Source organism: Flavobacterium sp. GW821-FHT12A05 (assembly GCF_058807735.1).
Genome location: NZ_JBXAQY010000001.1, coordinates 43,565 through 64,441, shown reverse-complemented (window position 1 = coordinate 64,441; position 20,877 = coordinate 43,565). Strand labels below are relative to the sequence as shown.

General features: G+C 32.1%; 13 protein-coding genes. 12 read left to right on the top strand and 1 reads right to left on the bottom strand.

What is annotated here, in order from left to right:
- Positions 1-3 precede the first annotated feature (3 nt).
- The 12 genes from AC1RRQ_RS00210 to AC1RRQ_RS00155 all read left to right on the top strand — a co-directional run bounded on the left by AC1RRQ_RS00210 (position 4) and on the right by AC1RRQ_RS00155 (position 19,616).
- Positions 4-486, top strand: coding sequence for a hypothetical protein (locus AC1RRQ_RS00210; protein WP_493020257.1), 483 nt, complete (start codon positions 4-6; stop codon positions 484-486).
- Positions 483-1,772, top strand: coding sequence for a hypothetical protein (locus AC1RRQ_RS00205; RefSeq protein WP_493020255.1), 1,290 nt, complete (start codon positions 483-485; stop codon positions 1,770-1,772). Before AC1RRQ_RS00210 ends, AC1RRQ_RS00205 begins: the two co-directional genes overlap by 4 nt.
- A complete protein-coding gene (locus AC1RRQ_RS00200; protein WP_493020253.1) occupies positions 1,760-2,104 on the top strand; it encodes a hypothetical protein in 345 nt (114 codons plus the stop codon). Before AC1RRQ_RS00205 ends, AC1RRQ_RS00200 begins: the two co-directional genes overlap by 13 nt.
- Positions 2,086-2,562 carry a PulJ/GspJ family protein gene (locus AC1RRQ_RS00195; protein ID WP_493020251.1) on the top strand — a complete coding sequence of 159 codons (477 nt, stop codon included), beginning with the start codon at positions 2,086-2,088 and terminating at the stop codon, positions 2,560-2,562. The genes AC1RRQ_RS00200 and AC1RRQ_RS00195 overlap by 19 nt, the downstream gene beginning before the upstream one ends.
- The gene (locus tag AC1RRQ_RS00190) at positions 2,552-3,688 is read left to right on the top strand and encodes a type II secretion system F family protein (RefSeq protein WP_493020249.1); all 1,137 of its coding nucleotides are present in this window, start codon (positions 2,552-2,554) and stop codon (positions 3,686-3,688) included. Before AC1RRQ_RS00195 ends, AC1RRQ_RS00190 begins: the two co-directional genes overlap by 11 nt.
- Positions 3,689-4,027: 339 nt before the next feature.
- Positions 4,028-7,036: an RHS repeat domain-containing protein gene (locus tag AC1RRQ_RS00185; RefSeq protein WP_493020247.1), complete on the top strand. Its 3,009-nt coding sequence runs from the start codon at positions 4,028-4,030 to the stop codon at positions 7,034-7,036.
- A gap of 7 nt (positions 7,037-7,043) precedes the next feature.
- The gene (locus tag AC1RRQ_RS00180; protein WP_493020245.1) at positions 7,044-10,718 is read left to right on the top strand and encodes a DUF6443 domain-containing protein; all 3,675 of its coding nucleotides are present in this window, start codon (positions 7,044-7,046) and stop codon (positions 10,716-10,718) included.
- A gap of 2 nt (positions 10,719-10,720) precedes the next feature.
- Entirely contained in the window at positions 10,721-11,104 is a 384-nt protein-coding gene (locus AC1RRQ_RS00175; RefSeq protein WP_493020243.1) for a hypothetical protein, read from the top strand.
- Between the two features lie 245 nt (positions 11,105-11,349).
- A complete protein-coding gene (locus AC1RRQ_RS00170; RefSeq protein ID WP_493020241.1) occupies positions 11,350-11,904 on the top strand; it encodes a hypothetical protein in 555 nt (184 codons plus the stop codon).
- A gap of 301 nt (positions 11,905-12,205) precedes the next feature.
- Positions 12,206-15,583: an RHS repeat protein gene (locus AC1RRQ_RS00165; RefSeq protein ID WP_493020239.1), complete on the top strand. Its 3,378-nt coding sequence runs from the start codon at positions 12,206-12,208 to the stop codon at positions 15,581-15,583.
- 12 nt (positions 15,584-15,595) lie between these two features.
- The gene (locus AC1RRQ_RS00160; RefSeq protein ID WP_493020237.1) at positions 15,596-19,279 is read left to right on the top strand and encodes a DUF6443 domain-containing protein; all 3,684 of its coding nucleotides are present in this window, start codon (positions 15,596-15,598) and stop codon (positions 19,277-19,279) included.
- Between the two features lies 1 nt (position 19,280).
- Positions 19,281-19,616: a hypothetical protein gene (locus AC1RRQ_RS00155; protein ID WP_493020235.1), complete on the top strand. Its 336-nt coding sequence runs from the start codon at positions 19,281-19,283 to the stop codon at positions 19,614-19,616.
- A gap of 288 nt (positions 19,617-19,904) precedes the next feature.
- Here the strand turns inward: AC1RRQ_RS00155 and AC1RRQ_RS00150 are convergent, their stop codons facing one another.
- Positions 19,905-20,798 carry a M20/M25/M40 family metallo-hydrolase gene (locus tag AC1RRQ_RS00150; RefSeq protein WP_493020233.1) on the bottom strand — a complete coding sequence of 298 codons (894 nt, stop codon included), beginning with the start codon at positions 20,796-20,798 and terminating at the stop codon, positions 19,905-19,907.
- Positions 20,799-20,877 lie beyond the last annotated feature (79 nt).

Here is a 20,877-nt window from a genome sequence, read left to right as displayed (position 1 = left end):
TTAATGAAAAACAAAAAAAACATATATATCCTTTTGCCTCTGGTTTTATTTGTCTGGGGCGCTGTTTTGTTTCAGGTGTTTTCATTTACAAAATCTGATGAAATAACTCCTGCCGATAATCCTGAGTTTACTTTTAAACCTCTAAAGGTTAATAAAAGAGAATCATTTGCAATTAATGTAAATTATCGAGATCCTTTTTTAGGTAAAATGTACAATCCTGAAACTGTTTCTCACGCAAAAACAAGTAATAAGAGTATTAAAAAAGTTGTCAAAAAACCAGAATTAGTTTGGCCAAATATTGTGTATAAAGGTTTAATCGCAGATTCAAAAGGTAAAAACACGCTTTTCATGCTTATTATAGATGGCAAAAATTATTACATGAAAATTGGGGAAACTGAAAATGAAATTTTTCTTAAAAGCGGCGATAAGGAATCTATTTACGTAAAATACAAAGGAAATCTTAATCTTATAATGCTTCAGGATTGAGATTAAAACTTAAAATAAAATCTGGCGCTTTACAATTTACAGTTTTTATTGCTGTATTAATTGCTTTGCTTTTAGCTGGCTTGGTTTTGTATGCGTATACTTTTATTTACATGAAAGAGCAATCGAAAGGTGCCATTGAAAACATTCAAATCGCCGATATTGGCATTCAGTCACTTTTAGAACAAAAGGAATTAAATACTGATACTGCGCAAATTGATTTTGTTAAAAAAGAAAATCAAATTATAAAAACTCATTTATCGCAATGGGGAGTATTTCAAAAAGGAATTACAGTGACACAATTTCGTAAAAAGAAATTTACCAAAACTGCTATAATTGGATCTCTTCTCCTTGCAGATAAAACCCCTACTCTATTTCTGCAGGAAACTCATAATGCCCTTACTGTTGTGGGCAATACTAAAATTACCGGTATTGCTTATTTACCCAAACAAGGTGTCAATTCAGGTTATATTGCGGGAAACAGTTATTATGGTTCGCAATTAATTTATGGCCGTATTGAAAAGAGTACTGATAACCTTCCAAAAATGGAAAAAACTTTTCTCGATGCGATAAATTTTTATATAAAAGAATATAAAATTAACCGTCAGGAAGACTACATCAACTTAAATTCTGGGATTAAGATTTTAAATTCTTTTAAAGAAAATACAAAAGGTTTTTACTCCGAAAATGCCATAACATTAGAAAATAAAATAATTTCAGGAAATATTATAATTAAATCAGAAACAGCCATTAAGGTAAAGAAAACAGCTTTATTGAATGATATAATTTTAATTGCCCCCAGTATTGAAATTGAAGACGAAACTATGGGGAATTTCCAGGCAATTGCTTCAAAAAAAATCACCCTAGGAAAAAAATGCAATTTAAGTTATCCATCGGCTTTGCTTTTATTTCAGGACAATAAAAACGATCCCGATAATAACTCTAATTATAACAGCTTATTAGAAAATCAAATTTTTATAGGTGAAGGATGTACCTTAAAAGGGTGTGTGACCTATTTCCAGACAAAAGAAAAACCCGATTTTAAAACCCAAATCGTATTAGAAAAAGACTCAAAAATAAAAGGCCAGGTATATTGCAATGGAAATTTTGAAATAAAAGGCACCGTTTCCGGATCCGTTTATACGAAACAATTTGTTGCAAATCAGGCGGGTTCGATTTTCATGAATCATGTCTATAATGCTACTATCGAAAATGAAAATATACCTGCAATTTATGGAGGCATAATTTTAGAACAAGAACCTAAAACTGTTTTGAAATGGTTATACTAAAAAAAGTAAAATCGGCGACATTAGTTGAAGCCATTGTGGCTACAGTTTTGGTGGTCATTATTTTCATCATTGCCAGCTTAATATTAAATAATTTAGTTTTTAATACTTTTTCGAAAAACACGCACAATGTAGAAACCAGAATCAACGAACTGGAATATGAAATTCAAAACAATACCATAAAATTACCTTATCAGGAAAATTTTAAAAATTGGGATATTAATATTGAATTGGAAACCATTTCTACAAAAAAAATAATTTCAATTTCGGCAGTAAATAACATTTCTAAAAAAGAAATTACAAAACAACAAGTGATATGGCTGCAAGAAAATTAAAATCATTTACACTTTCAGAATTAATAGTGGTTATGATTATAACGGCTATTGTTGTTGGTATGGCATTTAGTGTTTTACGAATTGTTCAAAAACAAATTCATACCATTCAAACTAATTTTGAAAAAACTACCACATTATCCCTTTTCGAACAAAAGCTTTGGCAGGACTTTAATGAACCTCATAATATCATGTACGATAGTTCTAAACAGTTATTAATAATGACTTCAGAAATCGATACTGTAACTTATTCTTTTCAGGAGAAGTTCAGCATGCGAAATCGGGATACTATTAAATTAAAAGTTATTCCTAAAAAAGCTTTTTTTAGAGGAAAAGAAATTAGCAGCGGACAAATAGATGCTATGTCAATATTTGCAGAAACAGAATTACCGGATTATCAAATTTTTGTTTCAAAAAAAAATGATTTAACCTTTTTTATGAATCAGGAAAATGGCCTTTAAAATAGAAAACACCCCAAATAAAAAAACTATTCAATCTGCAAACCCAAGTAGTATTGAAAGTCTATTAAAGAAAGAAATCACGTTTTTTGGCGACAGCTTTAATAATAAAAAGAAGCAGGCTTTTTATCTGGAACTTGCAGTTTTATTAAAAGCAGGAGTTAGTTTTAAGGAAGGATTATCATTGATTATTGAATCATTAAAGAAAAGTGCCGATAAAGATTTAATTCAAACCATATTAAATAATGTTGTAAACGGAATGCCTTTTTCTGAAGCCTTACGTAAGTCAAAATCGTTTACTGAGTATGAGTATTATTCTATTCAAATTGGTGAAGAAACTGGTACAACAGCACAAGTATGCCAGGAACTTGGTCATTTTTTTGAACGTAAAAACGAACAAAAAAGAATTATAATTGCAGCACTAACCTACCCTTCTATTGTATTAAGTACAGCCGTTTTAGTGGTAATTTTTATGTTGAGTTATGTAGTACCTATGTTTCAGGATATCTTCAAACAAAACAATATGGAGCTTCCATTTTTGACCCAGTTAATTGTAAAACTCTCGGTGTGGACTAAAACTTACGGGCTTTATTTTTTATTGGGAATAATCGTCTTCATTTTTTCAACTCAGTTTTTTAAGAACAACCATAAATACAAAAAAGCACTGCATTATTTTTTAGTAAAAGTTCCTGTATTAGGCGCATTTATGACAAAAGTTTATCTGGCACAATTTACTCAGGCTGTAACCTTGCTTACGACTGCCAAAGTTCCGTTGTTAAACAGTATTCAAATGGTGAAAAAGATGATTCATTTTGTACCGCTTCAGGAAGCACTCGAACAGGTCGAAAATAGCATTTTAAAAGGAAACAGTTTAAGCGCAAGTTTAAAAAACACTCCTCTCTTCGATAACCGAATTATTTCCCTTGTAAAAGTTGCCGAAGAAACCAACCAAACCGAGTATGTTTTTAAGCAGTTAAGCGAACAATACAATCAGGAAGTTGTACAGCAATCTAAAGTAATGACAACGGTATTGGAGCCATTTATTATTCTTTTTGTTGGTGTTTTAGTTGCTGTTTTATTAGTAGCAATGTATTTGCCAATGTTCCAGTTGAGCAGTGCTATTGGGTAGCAAACAATAAAAACTTAAAAAGAGTTATTCACATTGAAAAATCACAAAAACTTACCAATTATCCTTATTTCACTGTAATTTCCTGTTATTAATTTTAAATTATTAACATTTTTTCTATAAAATTAAAACTACAACAGTTTTTTTGACAGAATTATTCATTAGTTTTGGGAAACAAAATCTAAACCAATTCCTAATCAGCCAATGAAAAAAATTTTAATAACCAGTTTAATATTTATTTGTTCTTTCGCTTATAGTCAAAATAGGATAGATATTCCTTCTCCTCAAACTTATGATTTTATAAGATATGGAAATATTCCTGTTTCTCAGTATACAGGCTCATTGAATCTTTCGGTTCCAATTTATAAGTATTCTGATAATGATTTCTCTTTTGGAGTTGATATTAATTATAATACTGCAGGTTTCAAACCTAATAAACGTTCTAGTGCAGTTGGCCTAGACTGGTATATAAATGCCGGAGGAAGCATAACACGTTCTATAGAGGGTTTACCAGATGATGTGGTTGATCAATCAGTAACTTGCAGCGGTTGTATAGAAGTTATTACTTCAGGTTATTATGCATTAGCAAAACAAAAGGCCTTTCTTAATCGAAGTTTAAATGCTTCTGATTATGTATTTATACCGGATATTAAAATAAGGTATAATTCAAAAAATTATGAAACAAGTCCAGATATGTTCAATTTCAATTTTATGGGATACTCTGGAAAATTTTTCTTTGACCTCAATGGTGAAGTACATGTCATAGCGGATGGAAATTTTAAGGTTGACTTAACAAAATTCGCTGCCCAAAGATGTAATGCTGCTACACATGAATCTGAATTAGTCGATTCTGAAATCACAATAACTGATTCTAAAGGTTACGTTTACACATTTGGAGGAAGTAAAAAATATTTAGAATATTCGATGGGTTTAGATTTGGATCACGACTATGGGCTGGCACCAAAAATTACCTCTTGGAATTTACGAAAAGTTAAAGCGCCTAATGGAAGAGAACTTATATACGAATACAAGAATTTCAACAATCCATCGGGAACTACCAGCGACACTCAGCATTATTTGTTTAATGCAGGAAACTGGTTCAATCTATCCTATAATGAAACCACTGGAAATACTCTTGGACCTAGATCTGGAAGATATCATACTGCAACTAAAACTTCTTATCTGGAAAAAATTACTGTTGACAAAACAACGATTAATTTTAGTTATATCGAAAATGATTATACTTTTTATAATACCAGTGATTTAGGAAGCATTGGATTAAATCAAAGATTCAATCAGAAAAATTTAAAACTCGATGGTATTCAAATTAAATATGATACTCAAACTGTAAAAGAGTTTAATTTTAAATATCAAAATTATTATAACAGAGTATTTTTAACTGATGTTGAAGAAAAATTTGGAAGTCCTTATAAGTTTACTTATAAACAAAATCAAATCCTGCCTAACCCGCTTACAAACAGTAAAGATTATTGGGGTTTTTGGAATGGCGGAAATGATACTGGTGAATTACAGCTTCCTACTTTTAACTTCAGCCAAAGCGGCGATATTCAATACACTTCAAACATAAAAGAACCTAATTCTTATTCAAATACTGCAGTATTAACTTCTGTAACCTATCCAACAAAAGGTACATCTGAGTTTGAATACGAATTACATACATATTCAAAAAAACTAGAACGTAAATCTGATAATAATTTTTATCCGAAACTTTATGACTACGCAAATATTCCTTTGGCTGGAGGAATTAGAATCTCAAAAATTACCGACAACGATAATAAAGGAAACCAAAATGTTCGCGAGTTTAAATATATCCAAAATTATAACAGCCCAACACCAGGAATATCAAGTGGTATCATAAATTATTGGCCAAAATATGTCACTAGAATGACTTATGTAAGGTCAGCATCATCAGGTTGGATTGGTGCATTAGTTTATTATAGTTACCCGGCTTCTCAATGGAGAATACATTCACTTGCAGGCGACAATATAGGTTACATGAACTATAATGATAATTACATCACATACTCTGAGGTAGCAGAAGTTTATAAAAATGGAGGCACAAAAATTTCAAAATTCAGCACAAATTTAACAAATCCAGATATAACCAATCTTCAATCTGCAGAACTTAATACTTTCCTAGCAAATCCAGATAATAAATCTCATGTAATGAATGCTGTGCGTTTTGATGATACTTCTATAGAGAGAGGTAAATTAAAAGAATTAAGTGTCTACAATGCTAACAAGAAAAAAGTTAGCACGATCTCCTTTTTTTATAATGATGATCCTAATCGCTATAATCTGAATAGTATGGGGTCTAATTGGGCAATGGATTTTAGCCATGGTTATAGAATATTTAGTTATCAAAATAATTTGACAAAAAAAGTAACTACAACATATGACAATAATGAATTAAATCCTGTAGTAGAAACAGAGGAAAACGAATATCATCCAACTATTAATCTTATAAAAAAGATAAAAACTATAAATAGTAAAGGCCAAGAATTATCAACATATTATAAATACCCTGCTGACTATAATACTAACATTAAATATACTGTCGACTGTGTTGCTTTTAGAAAACAATGCGAAATTGATAATAAATATAAATGTGGAACAGATCAAAACTGTTATAACGTTTGGTGTCCTTGTCAGCCTGAAAACAACTATATTTTGGACGTTTTCGGCCAAGTCATTAAAGGAATGAATGATATCAATTTACAATTTCCAATAGAGGTTAAAAAAACAATAAATAATGGCACAGAAAAAGTCCTATCCTCTTCATTAACAGAATATAAGTATGACAACACCAATATAGTTAAATCTAAAATATATAAATTAGAAAGATCTAACACTGCTTTTATAGATTCTTACCTTAAGGATAGTAAACCTATTTTAAACTTTACAAAATCAGTCAATTATTTTGAAGATGTTAATTTTCAAAGTTATTATGCAAATGGAAACGTGAAAGAGGCCAGTAAAAAAGACGGGGTATCTACTGTTTACATATGGGGCTATAACCAGACCAAACCTATTGCGCAAATTGACAATGCAACTTCAAGCCAAGTAGACCCTTACATATCAAATTTGCAAACTCTTTCTAATGGTATGGACGAGCAATTATTAATAACGGAACTTAATAAATTAAGAACGAATTTACCAAATGCTATGGTAATTACTTATACCTATAAACCACTTATTGGGATAAGTACCGTTACTGATCCTAAGGGTAATATTACCTACTATCATTATGATGAGTTAAATCGTCTAAAACTTGTAAAAGACGCCGATGGAAATATTATTTCCGAAAACACATATAAATATAAAAACTAGTAGTACAATGATAAATACATTAAAATACTTAACAATACTATTTCTTTTTACAAGTGGTCAGTTTCAGGCTCAAACTTCCGAAACAATAACAAAAACAGATTATACAGTTACTCCTGAAAGTGGTCCACAAACTCTTGTTGCCACTCAAAGTATAATAATTAAACCTACTTCTATTATTCAATTTGGAAGTACTTTTACCGCAAAAATTTCCTCAGATGCTTACACTGCTTTAACGTTTAGCAATGAAAACTATATTTTTAATCGAAATTATCAAAAAGCATTAAAAAGCAGCTCTGAGATTACTTCAAATAAAGATGTTATAGAAAGTATTGTTTATTATGATGGTTTGGGTCGCCCAATGCAGAAAATCGCTATAAAAGGATCTCCATCATATAAAGATATTGTTACTTATATTGGATATGATAATATAGGGCGCAAAGATAAAGATTATCTTCCATATGCAGAAATTATTGATCCCACAGCGTCATATCGAAATAATGCTTCTTTGGGTACAAGTAATTATTATATTTCAAATTTCCCAAACGAAATTAGTAGTACTACTCCAAATCCATTTTCTCAGAAAAAATTTGAAGATTCTCCAGATGATCGTGTTCTACAGCAGGCAGCGCCAGGAACAGATTGGGCTTTAGGCAGTGGTCATGAAATAAAAACAGATTACCAAACCAATTTAGCAAATGAAGTAAAACTGTATACTGTAGCATTAAATTTATCAGACAACGCCTACAATGCAATCCCTTCCTCAACCACTTATTATCAAACTGGTCAGCTATTTAAAACTATTATTAAAGATGAAAATTGGACAAGTGGAACTAATAACACTACTGAAGAATTTACAGATAAAGATGGTCATTTAATACTTAAAAAAACATATGGCGTCTCAGTTGTTAATAACGTAGAAGTTAATACATCTCATGAAACATATTACATTTATGATGACTATGGCAATCTGACTTTTGTGTTACCCCCTAAAGCAGATGGAGCTTTTACTACAGCTATATTAAATGATTTATGTTACCAATATAAGTACGATACAAAAAATAGATTGGTGGAGAAAAAACTACCTGGAAAAGATTGGGAATATATTGTTTATGATAAGCTTGACAGAGAAATTTTAACTCAAGACGCTAATCAAAGAACAAAAAACAAATGGCTATTTACTAAGTATGACGCATTTAATAGAATTGTTTATACCGGAGAATATACAGATGCCGTAAATCTTACAAGAGCAGCTGTTCAATCTGCGGCTAATGCAAATAGCAATTTATACGAAACCAGAACTACTAGTTCTACTATTATTGGAACAGGAACTGCTAATTATACTAATATTTCTTTTCCTGTTGGATCTTTACCAAATACAGGAGTTGAACTATTTACCGTAAATTATTATGATAATTATCTTAATTTAACAACTGAATTAAATGGTGGTGATTCTAGTATATCCTACGGCATAACACCAATTGTAAATCCAAAAGGATTAAGCACTTGTTCTAAAATTCGTGTTCTAGAGACTTCTGATTGGATTACAAATGTTGTTTACTATGACTCAAAAGAAAGACCCATTTATAACTATAACAAAAACAATTATCTTAGTATAGTAAGTACTGCAAAAAGGCAATTTGATTTTGGAGGTAAAATACTTGAATCGATAAATACACATCAAAAACTAAACGAAGCATTAATTACAATTGTGGATGTATTTACTTATGATCATATGGGAAGAATGACAATCCATAAGCAAAAGATTAATAATCAAACAGAAGAAATTGTAGTGGCAAATACTTATGATAATCTTGGACACTTAATTACAAAAGATGTTGGAGGTAAAGTAAATCAATCACGTTTACAAAATGTTAATCTTAGTTACAATATTAGAGGATGGCTAAAAAGTATTAATGATTCAGACACAAATAATAGCACAATAACTTTAGCAGCAAACGATCTATTTGGTTTCCAAATCAATTATAATGACAGTCAAACAGATAAATTATTTAATGGAAGCATAAGTGAGACTCTTTGGAAAACAGCCAACGATGATCCCAGCTTAAAAAGTTATCATTATACTTATGATAGTTTAAACAGATTAATTAATGCAACTGATAACTTAAATAAGTTCAACGAAACTATTAAGTATGATAAAAATGGAAATATTACATATTTAAAACGTTTAGGGGCAATCGTTACAGGAAGCCCCGTTCCCCTAATTACTAATCCAAATGATTTTGGTACAATGGATGATCTTAATTATTACTATGATGGAGGAAATAGACTATTAAAGGTAACTGATTCAGCACCAATTGATGGGTTCGGATTTAAAGATGATGCTATAAATACAGCTATAGACAATACCGATGACTACAGTTATGACAATAATGGAAATATGATAAGTGACACTAACAAAGGTATATTATCAATTGCTTATAATCACATAAATCTACCTACACAGATTACCCTTACAAATGGAACTGTTATTGATTATAAATACGATGCGTTAGGAGCAAAACAAAGTAAAAAAATTGGTAATAACACCACAAAATATGCTTCTGGTTTTATTTATGAAAATGATGTCCTTAAATTCTTTCCACAACCCGAAGGATATGTTGCTAAAAATAATGGAAATTTCGACTATATATATCAATATAGAGATCATCTAGGCAGTGTACGATTAAGTTATACTAAAAATACCGTAACAGATGATCTAGAAATCATAGAAGAAAATAATTATTATCCTTTTGGCTTAAAGCAAAAGGGATACAATTTTGTAACCGATTATGCTGGTAAAGGAAATAGCGCTGGACAAAAGTATAAGTATAATGGCATGGAACTACAAGAAGAATTAGATCTATACGATTACGATGCCAGAAATTATGATCCTTCTCTTGGCAGATGGATGAACATTGATCCATTATCAGAATTAAATCCTGACCATTCTCCCTTTGCTTATGTTTATAATGATCCATTAAATTTTATTGATGATGATGGAAAAATGCCTGGCCCTGTAGGCTTTGTTATAGGAGTTGTATCTGACTATATTGCCCAAGCAGGTTTTAGTTATTTTTTTGACAAGCATGATTTAGAAACCTCTATGACCACTGACATTAGTATATGGTCTTTAACTGTCTCAGGTGCATCTGGAGCATTATCAGGAGGGATTTCTTCTTTTAAAACAGTACTTACAAGTCCAGTTGGAAAGGAGATGTTTAAAAAAATGATTAATTTTGGAGTAGACCTTCTTGTAGGAACTGTCGAAAATGTTATGAAAGATGCAGGAAAGGGAGAATTCAATTTCTGGAAATCTTTAACCGGAGGGTTACTTGAGGCAGTCGCAGGAAATATTATTCCTCAAAAATATATCGATAAATTAGAAAGCAAATTATTTAGTAAAATGAATAAAAGTGCTGCTAAAGTTGCCAAGCTTAAAGAAAAAATAAGTCAGGCAAATAACTTAAGAAAAAAATGGAAATTACAAGATAAATTAGATAAAGCTCAAATTAAGTTCGAAAATTATGAAGCGGGATATCACGGAGTAAATACAGTACTGAATGCTTTTAAAGAAGGAGGATTTAATGCTTTAACAGATACATTATTTAAAAATGACTCGTCAAGTTCAAGTAAATCAACAGTTTCAGTTGGGACTCTTGAAGAAGGTGGAGTAGTCGAATAAACATGAAAAATTATAGCAAAAATAGAATCTTTTTTATAGCAATAACATTTTTATTGCTCGTTTATTATAGCATTGATTATGCTAAATCTAAAGAAACAAAAGAAGTAAAAAAATGTTTAATAGTAGACAAAAGATGTAGTACTGCTCCATCAATTAAAACTTATGTGAAAATTAATTTTCAAACAAAAACATACATTATTAATACTAGTACAGAGGATTGCGAAAATTATATTATTGGACAAAAAGCACTTTTTCTGTATGATTCAAAAAACGATTTTTTTGTTGATAAAAATTATATGGGTAATAATCCTTTTAAAATCATTATTCTAAGTGTTGTTTTTGTAATTCTATTAATACCAATTGGTTTTTTAAATCCAAAACAATAAGATTTAATCACTAACCTAAAAATAAAACCTGTGCATAATAAATTTGCACAGGTTTTTTGTTTTCCTCATAAACTTAAGCCAATCTATCAATTAGGTTAAATCTACAATCACTATTAAAAGTTTCTAGCTTTGATCGCTAAGACTATTAAGGAAGAGTAATACATTTACCAAATCTTCCAACTAAACCACAATATAAAGTTATTGCAGGGCCGCTTGAATAAATCTATTAATTTAAAAAAAACGTCATGAAGCTTAAAACTTTTCTAGATTACTCGCTTAAAAAAAAGGAGTCCTTGCGTGTTTTATTCTGCATACTGATTTCAATATCTTGTTTTTCTTGTAATTTCTTTGTTGAAAATGGCGGTATTGGAGCAAGCACAAATATAGAAGAATCAAAAGCAAGAGCTGTTTTTATTAAGGAATATGCAACTAGTAAAAAACAGTACAAGATTAATGATACTTTATCAATAAACGTTAAATCTGCATGGTTAGAATATCAATGGAGATATTCAGGAGCAGAAAACGAAAAAGCAGAAATAGTTAACGATAAATATCAATTAATTATAGTTAGTGATAAGGAAAGTTTAAAAGGATATTACTCAACATGGTTTATAGGTTCTGATTACACAGATAAGGATGCTTTTTATAAAGGTTATCAAAATAATATTATTATAAATCTTGACACATTGCCTAAAAAAAGGACAATAGGATGGAAAGTCCAAAGTTTACAAAATACCAATCAAGGTCCTAAAGCTGAAATCGTTTTAGGAAATCTTTCTTTGAGCAAAATCAGTAAATAACTGACTAATAATTTTAATTACAAAACCTCGTAACTACTACGAGGTTTTCTTTTTTATATCCTGCAAGGTTGAATTATTAATCTGCCGAACTAAGTTTAATCTTTGTTACGAGCAGTAATTCATTTACCTTATTTCCTTTAAGCAGTGCGATTAACTAGCTAATTACATTTTACACATATTAACAATAAAGAATAGTTTTGTTAATATTAATTCACATATTTTGACTGTTATACTACAAAATTATAATTATCATTGTAGTATTCTTACAAACAAAATTTACTTTATAAATTAATTAGCCTATATGACCAAAACTACTATTCTAAAAGTAATATTCATTATTTTATTAATTCCAAGTTCATTACTAGCGCAAGTTACCAAAGATGTCCCTAATTACTTTCCAGTAAGTCCAAATGCGGCTTCATTTGCTAAACCAGGTTTATTTCCAGTAGATTATTCAACTGGAAAAATAAACATCAGTATTCCTATTTATACTATCAAAACAAAAGAATTAACTGTACCAATTAATCTAAGCTATAATAGTGCCGGTATACAGTTAGACGAACTTGCATCTTGGGTAGGCTTGGGCTGGAACTTAAATGCAGGAGGTGCCATTGTAAGAAATGTTAAAGGAATACCAGACAACGGTACTCCAATACCAGATTTATCAAATTTGTCATTTAATGCTCAAAGCTATGCTGTTTTATACAATCAATTCAAAGCAGATCCGAGAGTATATGGTGACAATGATACTGCATATGACGAATTTATAGTAAATGCACCTGGTTTATCTGGTACATATTATTTTGTAAATAATAAGGCTGTTTTTAAAGATTTACAAAATACAGTAGTCAAATTTATAAATAATCAGCAGACAATTGAAATTACTAAAGACGATGGAACTATTTATCACTTTGGCGTAGGTTTAGATTCACAAGATGCGACTGAATCAGTCAGCCAAAATAACAGTTCTTCAAATCTACGTACGTATGTTACATCTTGGTTTTTAAAAGAGATAATTCCACCAAATAGTAAAAGCCCAAATGATAACATTTATTTTTATTATAAAAATATCCCAAGCGTTATTGATTACCCTATTGTTACAGGTGAATCACTAATTGGCTCTTTTAACGCTTCTTCTTCATCTGCCTATCTTAAATCTATGCTTTCCCTTAGTACAATTTCAAATAAACTTTTTTTAGAGTCTATAAAATTTAATAATGGAATAATAAAGTTTACATCTGCAAAAGACAGAATCGATTTAGGAGACGATTACAAATTAGATAAAATTAGTGTTTTTCGAACAAATCAATCAAGTGAAACACTCTTACAAGAATATAGTTTTGTTTATGACTATTATAATAGAAGCGGTGGTTATATCACAACAGCTAATCCCTATTATATGCCATCACAGCGAGATGAAAATAGTAGATCTAAATCTTTAAGGCTATTGCAATTAAAAAACAATATTTTAAACACTAAGCATACTTTTGAATATGAAAGTACAACTTTACCAATAAGAGGTACAACACAAAAAGATTACTGGGGTTATATCAACAATAATTCTGGTAATTTAACCCCCGCTACTCTATTAAGACGAACATCCGACTATGCTAATCAAGATGGTACAATAACAATTGGTAACGGAAATAGATCTGCTAACGAGGCTAGAATGAAATCCGGAATTCTTCAAAAAATAACTTACCCGGAGGGAGGATACTCTTCTTTTGAATACGAAGCAAACAGATACATTGAAAATGTTACTACCCCAGTAATTACTTATAGAAGTGCTTCTGTGGCTGCATTTGGAAAAGGATGTACCAATCCAAATCTGCCCAGCTTTGAATCTAAAACATTTACTACAAATAATTATATTTCAGGTTCAGGTGAAATATCTATTAATTTTATGCCGGCAACCCAAGAATCTGGAGGAACTGCAAATGTGACATTTGATGGTCAAGCCTACTATCGACCTTTACCTTTTACAGCAGGAGGAAGCCTTTATATGAAAAAAGAAGTTTCTGGCACACATACTATAACAGCAAATGAATACAGATCTGGTAATATTGGAGCTAATGGATGTCCTATTACTTCAATAAGTGTAAGCTGGTCGGAAAGTGCAGGATCTACCACTACTCCTACTACTAAATTCATTGGAGGATTAAGAATAAAATCAATCAAAAATTATGATGGAAAAAATAGTAATCCCAGCACTACAAAACAATTTCTATACGAAAATGAAAATGTATTAGTAAAAGAAGGTAATGGAACTTATGTTAGAGGAATGTTTGAACTAAATGTAAAATCAGACATTATTCCGGTACTTTCTACTTCGGCAATTTTCGATAATAATACGGGGGGCTCACCAGCAATTACTTATGGCAAAGTAACAGAATTTGACACTGACATTCAAAATAGTCTCCAAAACGGCAAAACAGAATACTTGTATGAAAATATTCCATCGAGTCGTCTTTTTGAAATATATGCCCTAAACTTGCCAACTCTTTTCAAAAGCCCTTTTTTCAATATAAACCAATCTTTTAATATAGGTTTACCCTTACAGTACCTAACTAATTTTGCTTTTTATAAAAATGATCTTTGGAATCAAGGATCGTTACTTAGAACAAATACTTATAAAAATGCTGGAACTCCTAATACGTTTAAACTAATTAAAAGTGTCGTTAATCAATATACTATTTTAAAAGAGTCAGCTCTCTCTTATAACGTTGTTTTTAATAATTTTCCCTCTCAACAAACTCCTGGAGATTATCCTGCATCTTTTAACTTACCGTATGTTCAAGGTAATGATTACTACTCAGGCCAGTTTTACTATGCAGTAGGGAAAACGTCACAAGGTAAAAAAGTAATAACTAATACTATTGAGACAGATTATGATAGTAATGAGAATCCAACAACTCAAAAAACAACCACTTATAGTTATGAAAATCCAGCACATTATCAAGTAACGAAAACTGAAACTAAAAACAGTAAAGCTGAAACTTTGAAAACTAAATTGAGCTATCCTCAGGATTTAGTATCAACAGAACAAAGCGTAGAAATGCAGGGCTTAATAAACCAAAACAAAATTGACAAGCCTATAAAAACAGAAACTTTTGTCAACGATGTACAAACATCAGAATCTAATACTAAATATGAACTGAGCAGTGCTACAGGTAACCTGCTTTTGCCAAAAGAAATTCATTCTTCAAAAGGATTAATCGAAACTTTTCCTTTTAATGATGCAAACCGAAAAATAAACTTTACTTTATATGATACTGATATAATTAACGGCGTTACAGTAGGAAACGGAAACGTTCTGGAATATTCAATTGAAAACGGTACACCCGTTTCAATAATCTGGGGTTACAATAAAACACAGCCTATTGCAAAAATCGAAAATGCTTCTTACAACCAAGTCGCTCCATATGTATCAAATCTGCAGAATCATTCCAATACAAGCAGTGAGGCAAACTTTATTTTAGCTTTAAATGCATTAAGGAATTCCCTGCCAGATGCGATGATTACCACTTACACCTATATTCCATTGGTGGGAGTAAGCACCATAACTGATCCAAAAGGACAAACCATAACCTACACCTATGACAGTTTTGGAAGACTTGAATTTGTAAAAGACGACAAAGGAAACATCCTTTCTGAGAACCAGTACAATTACAAACAATAAACCAAAAGCATCATGAAAAATATACTAAAACTTCTTTTGGTTTTGTTTCCTTTTATTGTAAACAGCCAGACACAGACTGAAAACTATATCAAAACTGTAAAATATAAAGTACGCAGCACTGTAAAAATACCATCGCCTGCTGTTTCTCAGGCCGCACAGAATGTAACCTACTTTGACGGACTGGGAAGACCAATCCAGCAGACAGCCTTTCAGCAGTCTAAATCAGGAAATGATATCATTACTCCTATAAAATATGATGGCTTTGGAAGACAGGAAGCAGATTACCTGCCTTTTAAATCTGCCAGCACCAATATGGCTTTTGACCCAGGTGCTGAAGCAAATGCATTGTCGTATTATGCAAATCCAAATCCGGCAGTTAACGGAAATCCTGCCATGGAAGCCACAAGCTATCCTTTCAGTAAAAAAGAATTTGAAGCCTCTCCTCTTAACCGTGTCCTGAAACAAGCTGCTCCCGGAAACGACTGGAGACTGGGAAATGGACATGAAATAAAAATAGATTATCAGGCTAATACTGCCGCAGATCAGGTTAAACTGTTTTCGGCCAATACCAGCTGGGATGCTTCATTGGGACTTTATACTGTTACCTTAATAAATAACGGATATTATAATAACAATGAACTCTACAAAACTGTCACTTATGATGAAAATACAGCTGCAGCTCCGCTTGAAATCAACGGATCAACAGTAGAATTTAAAAACAAGGAAGGACAGGTTGTGCTTAAAAGAACATATGATGCACAGGCCAGACATGATACTTATTATGTTTATGATATTTACGGAAATCTTACCTTTGTTATCCCGCCAAAAGCAGCTGATTTAATTGACGGCACGACAAGCCTGCAGGCAGATTTAACCTCAACAGCGGTGATAACTTCCGGAAATACGTTAAACTTAACAGCTTCAAATTCTATTAAACTCCTAACGGGTTTTCATGCCCAGGCGGGAAGCACTTTTTCGGCTGTTATTAATAATGGTACACAAAGAATTTTAGATGATTTATGTTATCAGTACAAATACGACAGCCGTAACCGTATGGCAGAGAAAAAACTCCCTGGAAAACAATGGGAATTTATCGTGTATGATAAACTCGACAGACCTGTTGCCACAGGACCTGCAAACTCTCCTTTTTCTGATTTAAGCGCTGCGGGATGGATTATAACCAAATACGATGCTTTTAACCGACCTGTTTATACCGGATGGTCAACGTCTGCGCCTGCCTCTTCTGCCGGAAGAGCCTCACTGCAGAATACACAGAACAGCCTTACTGTAATTAACGAAAGTAAAACAACCTCAGGCACCTTAGACGGAATCCCTGCTTATTACACCAATAATACAGAACCAAAAGCCTTTAAATTGTTGAGCGTTAATTATTATGATAATTATAATTTCCCTAATCTATCGGCAATTTCGGTACCACTCCTAAGTGGTGTAGAAGGACAGAATATTCTGGCTTCAATTAAAGGACTTGCCTCTGCTTCCTGGACAAGAGTGCTTACCTCATCCTTAGAAACACTAGCAGAAATCACTGTTACTTTCTATGACGAGAGTGCAAGACCTGTCAGAGTCTATAATCTGAACCATTTAGGAGGGTATACTTACAGCGATATTAAACTCGATTTTACAGGAAAACCAGAATACAGTATCACCAGACACAAAAGAACAGCATCTGATGCCGAGCTTACAACCAGAGACAGTTTTACTTACTCGGCTCAAGATAGATTAATAACTCAGACCCACCAGATAAATAATGGACCTGTGGAGGTTATTGCTAATAATGATTATGATGAACTCGGACAGCTTATTTCTAAAAAAGTCGGAAACAATACTCAGAACATTAACTACAGCTATAACACCAGAGGATGGCTTACTGCAATTAATGACGTAGGTGCGCTTTCTAAGCCAGGCGACCCGAAAGATTTGTTTGCTTTCCAGATTAATTACAACAGCCCAACATCTGGAGGAAGTCCATTATACAATGGAAATATAAGCCAGACCCATTGGAAAACCTCTAATTCAGAAAATATAATTCGAAATTATAATTACACCTATGACAAACTCAACAGGCTGACAAATGCTGATTTTAGAAACAATACGACCTCTGCCGAGAATTCAAGTTATTTTGAAAAATTACAATACGACAAAAACGGTAATATTACTTTCCTGCACCGTTCCGGAGATGTAGTTTCGCAGGCAAATTTAGAGTGGATGGATTACATGATTTATTCCTACAACGGAAACCAGTTAAACAGAGTAAAAGAAGAAGGAAACAATTATTTTGGTTTTACTACTCAAATTGCGCAGACAAACGCAGCAGACCAATATAAATATGATGCCAATGGTAATATGATCTTAGATACCAATAAAGAGATTACTTCTATTACCTACAACCATTTAAACCTGCCCCTTAAAGTAACCTTTGCCTCAACTGGAAATATTCTTTACATTTACAATGCGCAGGGACAGAAAATACAGAAAATCGTAAATCGAACCGGAGTTCCGCAACCGACAATTACAGATTATTTGGGAGTATATCAATACGAGAACACCTCTTTGAAGTTCTTCCCAACAGCTGAAGGCTATGTGGAGCCTTCCGGTGGTTCTTATAGATATATTTACCAGTATAAAGATCATCTGGGTAACATCCGTCTGAGTTATGATAAAAGCTTAACTATTCAGGAAGAAAACAACTATTATCCTTTTGGTTTAAAACATATAGGATATAACGGTGTTAAAATTGGCGTAGAAAATAAATATAAATACAATGGTAAAGAACTGCAGGACGAACTGGAGCTCAATTTTTATGACTATGGGGCAAGGAATTATGACCTGGCACTAGGGCGTTGGATGAATATTGATCCTTTAGCAGAAACATCAAGAAAATTTAACCCATATACGTATGCACTTAATAACCCTATGTATTTTATTGATCCAGATGGAATGGAAGCAAAAGATTACACTCATGATAGTCAGAATATAAATGGAAGGCATCAAACTTGGGCAGATAGGCACCAAGCAAGTAATTCTAATAATGATATTGAGCCCAAATGGAAAGGAGCACCTGGGGAAACGTATTATGATAAAAGTGACAACACAGCTTATCAAGCTAACCCTGATGGGTCTTGGATACAAGCGACCGAATTAAATGAAACTTTTTTTACTTCTAAAAAGAAAAAACTTTCCTTTTTTCAAAATTATTATAAAGGCTATTTTGATAGTTATAAGTATATAGATGGTCCAAATCCTTATTCACCGTATATTCCTGATGCTATTGGCCTTTCTGCCAATGTTAATGTATCAACAGGTATTTTTGGAGAATTTCATGCGACGATAGGATTTGCATTTGACCAAAATAACAATTATGTTTTCTTTGGAAGTTATGGAGGCAATATCGGTTATAACGGAACTATTGGAATGCCTAAATTTGGTTTTGGCTTATCTTACGATATGTATGATAATTACGGAGGTAACACGGATGTTTTCTCTGGAATGCGAGATTATTCAGTTGGCTATACAGGCTCGTTGATTTTTGGTGGCACATATACTAAATCAGCAGAAAGTGATTTTAAAGTTTCAGATAAAGGTGTAGAAACAAAAAGTTTAAACTTACAAGCTGGATTTAATGGAGGAGCTACAGGATCAAGAACTATAATTTTTTATAACTCAAAAAAAAACTAAAATGAGACATTACTTATATTTCCCACTTTTTTTTGTCTTCAATTCTTGTTTAAAAGCAGATTGTGAGAGTTTATTTGAAAAAAGAAAAAACGATGAGTTTTTTATCGTCGTTAAAGATGTTCCTAATACAGGATTTTACAGATTTAACATCAAAGGAATTAATCCTGTAACAGGTCAAAAAATTGAATATCAAAATGATGGATGGAGTGAATATAATAATCTTATTTCAATAGGAGATACAATAATCAAAAGAAAGGGGGAAGTAATTTTTAATATTCATAAAAAAGATACAATTTTATCATTATCTTGGCAATGCGAAGGAAAAACTTACAAGTAACTAAATAGATTCATATCAAAATAATTAATAAAAGCTACGTAAATTCTAGAAAACCCCGCTCCCGCACGAATCCTTTCGTGTGGCACAAAGATAATCGGCAAAGAATATAAAGAAAAGCTTTAACAATGTTATGATACGTTCTGAAAACTAGACTTTAATTAGCATATAACCACACGAAAGGATTCGTGCGGGAGCGACGAATTGAATTACTTGTCTCATTTAATCTATTCTCTGAAATATCCAACAAAAAACTGCGCAAATGTCTCTGACTTTGCGCAGTTTTCACTTCTAATCCCGCTTTATAAAAACCAATTCCTCATTATAATTCGCAATACTTACCAAAGCATTATAAATATATTTTGAAACCAAAGCACCACCTTCAAAATTTATTAAATCAATATCGTCTTCGGGAGTGTGGTATTGCGGATGTCCACCTGTGTGGAATCCTATAGCGGAAATGGAAGCTTTGTAAAAAGAAACGTGATCAGAACCGCCGACATCTCCTGCGAAAACTACCGGATTTAGTCCGCTGTTTTCTCCTAGTTTTTTCATGAGTTCAACACCGTTGGGGAAAGTTCCGGCACCCCCCATATAAATTTGTTTTTCGGCATTTAGTCTTCCTACCATATCCATATTCAGCATTACTTTTACGGCTTCTTTTTTGACTGGTAAATGATTTATGAAATATTTCGAACCTAATAAACCTTCTTCTTCTCCGCTGAAAGAAATAAAAATGATACTTCGTTTGGGTTTAACTTTCAATTTCGAAACTTCTTCTAAAATACACAACAAAGCCGAAACTCCAGATGCGTTATCATCTGCACCGTTATGAATCGCAATGGTATCTTTCTTTTTGCTTCCGGAACCTTTTCCGCCCCAGCCCCAATGGTCGTAGTGCGCACCTATAACGATAAATTCATTTTTGAGTTTTTCATCAGAACCTTCAATAAATCCAAAAACATTTTGGGTCGAAACACTGTCGGATTTTGCTTTGTTGATTCCTTCTTTTACAAATACTTTAAAAGGCTGATCGTACGTATCATTAAACTTTTGTAAACCATACTTTTTAAAATATTTTTTGATGTAAGCTGCAGCGTCATTATTCCCTTTTGTTCCTACGAAACGACCTTCTAATTTATCCGAAGAAAGATATTTATCATGTTTGTAAAAAGTCTGTGCCATTTTATTGTTTTGAGCATTGGTAATGAGGCTCAAAAAAAATAAGCCGTAAATGAATTTAAAGTTGAGGTTTTGCAAAAAT